Origin of the sequence: Vibrio sp. MEBiC08052 (genome assembly GCF_001506075.1) — a bacterium.
GTDB lineage: Bacteria > Pseudomonadota > Gammaproteobacteria > Enterobacterales > Vibrionaceae > Vibrio.
In genome coordinates, this window is sequence record NZ_KQ947475.1 from 3,383,539 (window position 1) to 3,389,538 (window position 6,000).

The window sequence follows — 6,000 nt, forward strand, 5'->3', positions numbered from 1 at the left end:
GTGAAGTAAAATGAATTTTAATCAACTCATAAACCAAGTATAAAAACAGACAGTGCTTCACGTTAGATAAACAACAGTCGTGTTGAATCAGACGATTCAGAGAACATAGCAAAAGACTGTGAAGTAACGATTGGGAAACTAAAAACATAACGATCCCATCAAAAGAGTAGGAAATAAGTTCAGCTTTTTTAAGGAAATAGGATAACGCTCACCATGAACGACAATTTTACATTTGCGATTAAGAGCATTTGTTTTGATGAAAATTATCAACCATCAGACAATACGCGTATCACGACTAACTTCGCCAATTTGGCCCGGGGTGACAGCCGCCAAGAGAATCTGCGTAATACACTCAGAATGATTGATAATCGTTTCAACGCTTTAGCGCATTGGGATAACCCTCAAGGTGACCGCTACTCTGTCGAACTCGAGATCATCTCCATTGACATGGATATCCAAGGTAATGGTAAAAAGTTTCCATCCATTGAAGTTCTGAAAACCAACATTGTTGATCACAAAACCAACCAACGTATTGACGGCATCGTCGGGAATAACTTTTCTTCTTACGTGCGAGATTACGATTTTAGTGTGCGCCTGCTGGATCATAATAAAAATCAACCCCAATTCAGTGTTCCCAAAAACTTTGGCGATCTGCATGGCAAGCTGTTTCAGTCTTTCGTCAATTCAGACACATATAAACAGTATTTCCAAAAGCGTCCTGTGATCTGTCTAAGTGTCTCGGATAATAAGGTCTACCATCGCACAGGCAATCAGCACCCTATTTTAGGTTTTGAATATCAGCCGAATGAGTCCTCTTTGACTGAGCAATACTTCAAAAAGATGGGCTTGCAGGTTCGTTATTTTATGCCGCCGAATAGTGCAGCACCACTGGCGTTCTATTTCTTTGGTGACTTGTTAAACGATTACTCGAATCTTGAGCTCATCGGTACCATTAGCACCATGGAGACATTCCAAAAAATTTACCGGCCTGAAATCTATAATGCCAACGCGGTCGCAGGCGTGTCTTATCAGCCGAATCTGAAGAACCGCGATCATTCACTGACTCAAATTGTTTATGACCGTGAAGAACGCAGTCAACTCGCGATTGAACAGGGAAAATTTGCTGAAGAGCATTTCATCAAACCCTATCAGGCGATACTTGAACAATGGACAGCGGCTTACGCTTAATCAATCACGAGAACGAATGGCAGAATTGACTATGAAAAAATTATTACCGACTTCAACAGCTGGCAGCTTACCAAAACCTTCTTGGCTGGCTCAACCTGAAACACTTTGGTCACCTTGGAAATTGCAGGGTGACGAACTCACTGACGGCAAACAAGATGCATTACGTCTGTCCTTACACGAACAACAATTAGCTGGGGTTGATATTGTCAGCGACGGAGAGCAAACGCGCCAACACTTTGTCACCACCTTCATTGAACACCTTGATGGTGTTGATTTCGAAAACCGTAAAACAGTTAAGATTCGTAATCGCTATGAGGCAAACGTCCCAACCGTTGTCGGCCCGGTAAGTCGCTCAAAACCCGTCTTTGTCGAAGATGCTAAGTTTCTGCGTCAACAAACAAAGCAACCGATAAAATGGGCTTTACCCGGCCCGATGACGATGATCGATACACTTTACGATGACCATTATAAAAGCCGTGAAAAACTGGCTTGGGAATTTGCCAAAATACTCAATCAAGAAGCGAAAGAATTAGAAGCAGCGGGTGTCGATATTATTCAATTTGATGAGCCTGCTTTTAATGTGTTTTTTGATGAAGTCAACGATTGGGGAATTGCCTGTTTAGAAAAAGCAATCGAAGGGCTCAAGTGTGAGACGGCAGTCCATATTTGTTATGGTTACGGAATCAAAGCCAATACGGATTGGAAAAAAACATTAGGCTCTGAGTGGCGACAGTACGAAGAAATATTCCCTAAACTACAAAAATCTAATATTGATATCATCTCACTTGAGTGCCACAACTCTCACGTCCCTATTGAACTACTTGAACTGATTCGGGGTAAAAAGGTGATGGTCGGTGCGATAGATGTCGCAACTAACACCATTGAGACCCCCGAAGAGGTCGCCAATACGTTGCGGGAAGCACTGAAATATGTCGATGCAGACAAGCTCTACCCTTGCACCAACTGTGGTATGGCACCGCTACCACGTGAAGTATCTACAGCGAAACTGAATGCCCTCAGCGCAGGTGCAGCAATTATTCGGAAAGAACTTTCAGCTTAGAACTGTCGCTAGCCCACAAGATATATTGAAGGCAGACGAAATTAAGCAAGAGCGTTGATCACAACGCACAGCTACACGGTTCAGTGTACATAAAACAGCGGTTGCAAGAACGCAACCGCTGATATTTTCTTCCTTGCCTGACATTTGTATGGACACACACTTTGCCACCCGCAGCGATGGGGCGTCTGTCCCCCTACCCGCTGTCTGTCCCCCTACCCGACGCCTCCCAATCAAATCTGAGCAAATACAAATTAGTTTTTTTGTTTTTTAGCAGCTTCCTGCCGTTCTACCTGGAGAATAATTTCATCGAGCAGTGATATCAGCTGACCGGAATATTTTTCTATATTCTGATACAAACGATCAGCCTGAATCATGTCACCGTTCTCTTTCGCCTGGATAATTTTCTTGATGGTTGCATGCAGCTCACTATGCGGCATATCAATTGCCGCAGCAGCAGGAATATCGATAAATTTCTGCCGGCCGACCGCATCATACCACTGACCAAAATGACACTCTTTATGAGAGACGACTTCTTGCAGATCCATCTGAGTCAATCCGAACAAATAACTGCGGATAATAGTTTTCCATGCCAAATGGGCTGTCTTTGCCTGTTTCAATTTCTGTGAATCAGAATCGCCACCAAAACTGGTACAATATTTATTCAATCGCTCCACATCTCTGGCAATTTCCGCCGATAGTTTCGCCGTCAAAAGTGAAGCGCTGGCCGTAGTCTCCGCTAACTCATGAATTTTACTAATGTTAGTATTAACTTCATCGGAGACTTGGACCTGTTGTTCGGAAGCAGTCGCTATTTGGGTCGTCATCTCATAAATCTGTCCGACAGAATGTTCCATCTCGGAGATTGCCCCACCAGCTATCTGAACGTTATCGACACTTTGCTGTGCCTGTTTTTGACTGGACTGAATCACAGCAATCGTCTCATTCACACTGTTTGTCAGAATCGTGATTTTCTGCCGGATCTCTTCCGTTGATGTCTGAGTTTTTTGTGCCAGAGTTCTCACTTCACTGGCAACGACGGCAAATCCCCGCCCCTGTTCTCCGGCACGGGCAGCCTCAATTGCTGCATTCAGTGCCAATAAATTCGTCTGTTCAGAAATATTTTGTATGATTTCAAGAATCGATGTGATTGAAGCACTGGCCTCATAAACCTGAGCACTCAGATCCCCGATCTGATGAATAGATTCGGCCAGTTGAAGCATCTGGTTGATGGCTTGTTGCAGAACTTCTTTACTGACCTGAGATTGATCATTTGCCTGAGATGTACTGTCTGCTGCCTGAATAATATTCCGGGTAACATCATGTACCGTTGCCGTCATTTCCGTCATCGCTGCAGAGACATGGGTAATCTGATCTTTTTGTTCCTTCATGCCTTTGTCGGTCATCGTCGATTCGTTCGATAAATGGTCTGACTGGATAACCATATGATTGATCGCATCTGACATTTGGTAAAAAGTCGCCTGCAATTTATCGCAAAAACGATTAAAAACCCGAGTCAAACTTTCTATCTCCTGAGGGCCACCTTCTTCCAGTCTGGCATCTAACCCTTGTTGTCCTTCAACCATTTTGTCGATAGCATCAATGATGTCTTTCATTGGACGGATTGAGTAACGGGTCATCCATATCAATCCCCCCGCAACGACTAATGCACTGATCAGCCCGAACATCATCATCATTCTGATATCGGACCAAATCATCGCTTGCAACCGGGAGATACGATAGCTGACTTCAACTACACCGATAACTTTTCCGGAATAGTCTTTCAGCGGAAAAACTCTGACGGCAGTTTCATGACCTTGCTGATCTAAACGGATATTCAGAGTCTGACCGACAAGGACCTGCTGATACTGCTCCGGAGTCAAAACCGGCACATCTCCTGTCCGGGGGATGACCACCTCCTTCAAGCCATCATTTTTTCGGACACGAATAGCTAAATCGGTCAATTCATCTCTGAGCAAATTAGTGAAGGTTTCCCGGTTCAATGTCATCCCGAATTCGACACTACCGACATGTTGCTCTTCAAAACTGATCGGGACAACATAACGCAGGCCAAGCCCGGCAACACCGACTTCAATACCGGAGATAGACCGATGAGAAGTATTTACATCGACCACCGTATGGCGAAAAGACGATAAGTCATCACCACTTTTATTCGGTTTATGAACCCGGTAGAGCGAGTAGGCCGGTGGAATGTGGAACTGAAACTGACTCACACCCGATGCCCGAATTTGTGGCCATTGCACATCAAATAACTGACTCAGTTTGCTCTTATCATGCTGTGCTACTGCCTTTTGGACTTCAGGTAAAGCAGCAATTGTGTCCACTGCTAACTGACTTTTGGACAGAATCGAATCGATTTGGAACGTCACCTCTTGTTCTAGTCCGGCCATCTTTGCAAAAATAAAGTCATCCGATAGCTGCTGTGCTAAACGCACCGCTCCCCAGATAAATAAAAAGCAGACCAAAAGAATCGATATAAAGCCGGCTACACTAAAACGGACAAGTAAACTGAGATGCTTCATCAATACCTCAAATGAATTAATCAAGTTGCACTTGCTTAATTATAGAGAACTCATTCTAACTGATTATTTTTTCTATCGATAAGATGATTCAAATCAATATCCGGCCTATGACTGGCTCCCTCGGTATTAAGTCAGACAAGATCTGAAAAAAGAAATCGAGTTATTACAAACGTTCTTTGGCGAAGCGAGAATGTATTGTGCCGGGTCAAGCACTTGAGTTGCCTATCACTGAATTCACCGGGCCTTTAAGGCGTGACGTTCCTGCCCTTTTCTTGAAGTCTGTCCTTGTAATTTCTGCCAACCAGACCAACAGAAGGATACTTTCGGTTCCCTTAAAATAGCTGAGGTATAAATCCTTTAAACGCCAAAAAACATTTGTATGGACACACACTGTTGTCCTCGCTCATTGATAATGGCGTTGACAAAGTGGAACGGGTTGTCATAACGGTACTGCACCGTACTGCCGCGACATTAAAGTGTCTGTCCTCATTAACTCGGTTCATCCCCGTGTGTACGGGGAACACGCACCATTGCTCAGTTGAAGTTCATCTTTTCCCGGTTCATCCCCGTGTGTACGGGGAACACTGGCGGACAACTCAAGGCTAAATTTCGACCGACGGTTCATCCCCGTGTGTACGGGGAACACGGCCAGTATTCCTCGCCCGCCGGTATCTCGTACGGTTCATCCCCGTGTGTACGGGGAACACCAAATCCTTGTAGCAACTCTAGGGATATAAATCGGTTCATCCCCGTGTGTACGGGGAACACAAAGCCAAGGTCTTTTTGTTTCACTAAATAATCGGTTCATCCCCGTGTGTACGGGGAACACATAATGACCTCAGTACCGGTGTGTGCAGGTAGCGGTTCATCCCCGTGTGTACGGGGAACACTGGTACTACTCGGAGCAGCTCAGAGAAGAATGCGGTTCATCCCCGTGTGTACGGGGAACACCAGTTAATATCAATCAGCTCTAAATGTTCAAACGGTTCATCCCCGTGTGTACGGGGAACACTAATCAAATGGTTACTTAACAATGCTACATTGCGGTTCATCCCCGTGTGTACGGGGAACACCCCGAATTGTGTTCTAATGTGAGTAGTTCCGGCGGTTCATCCCCGTGTGTACGGGGAACACAGGTTACTCTGTCCATTCAACTCGCGTTTTTGCGGTTCATCCCCGTGTGTACGGGGAACACTTGTATGTCATGGATGC

3 protein-coding genes and 1 CRISPR repeat array are annotated in these 6,000 nt (G+C 44.8%); of the genes, 2 read left to right on the forward strand and 1 reads right to left on the reverse strand.

Features of this window, described 5'->3' with window-relative positions; translation table 11 throughout:
* Positions 1-213: 213 nt before the first annotated feature.
* Positions 214-1,188, forward strand: coding sequence for a DUF1852 domain-containing protein (locus tag VRK_RS14580; protein WP_059122042.1), 975 nt, complete (start codon positions 214-216; stop codon positions 1,186-1,188).
* Between the two features lie 31 nt (positions 1,189-1,219).
* Positions 1,220-2,248, forward strand: a complete 1,029-nt coding sequence (locus VRK_RS14585) for a methionine synthase (RefSeq protein ID WP_197413117.1) — start codon at positions 1,220-1,222, stop codon at positions 2,246-2,248.
* Positions 2,249-2,499: 251 nt separating this feature from the next.
* Here the strand turns inward: VRK_RS14585 and VRK_RS14590 are convergent, their stop codons facing one another.
* A complete protein-coding gene (locus tag VRK_RS14590) occupies positions 2,500-4,788 on the reverse strand; it encodes a methyl-accepting chemotaxis protein (protein ID WP_059122043.1) in 2,289 nt (762 codons plus the stop codon).
* Between the two features lie 495 nt (positions 4,789-5,283).
* Positions 5,284-5,983: a CRISPR direct-repeat array (repeat unit 29 nt; unit sequence CGGTTCATCCCCGTGTGTACGGGGAACAC).
* Positions 5,984-6,000 lie beyond the last annotated feature (17 nt).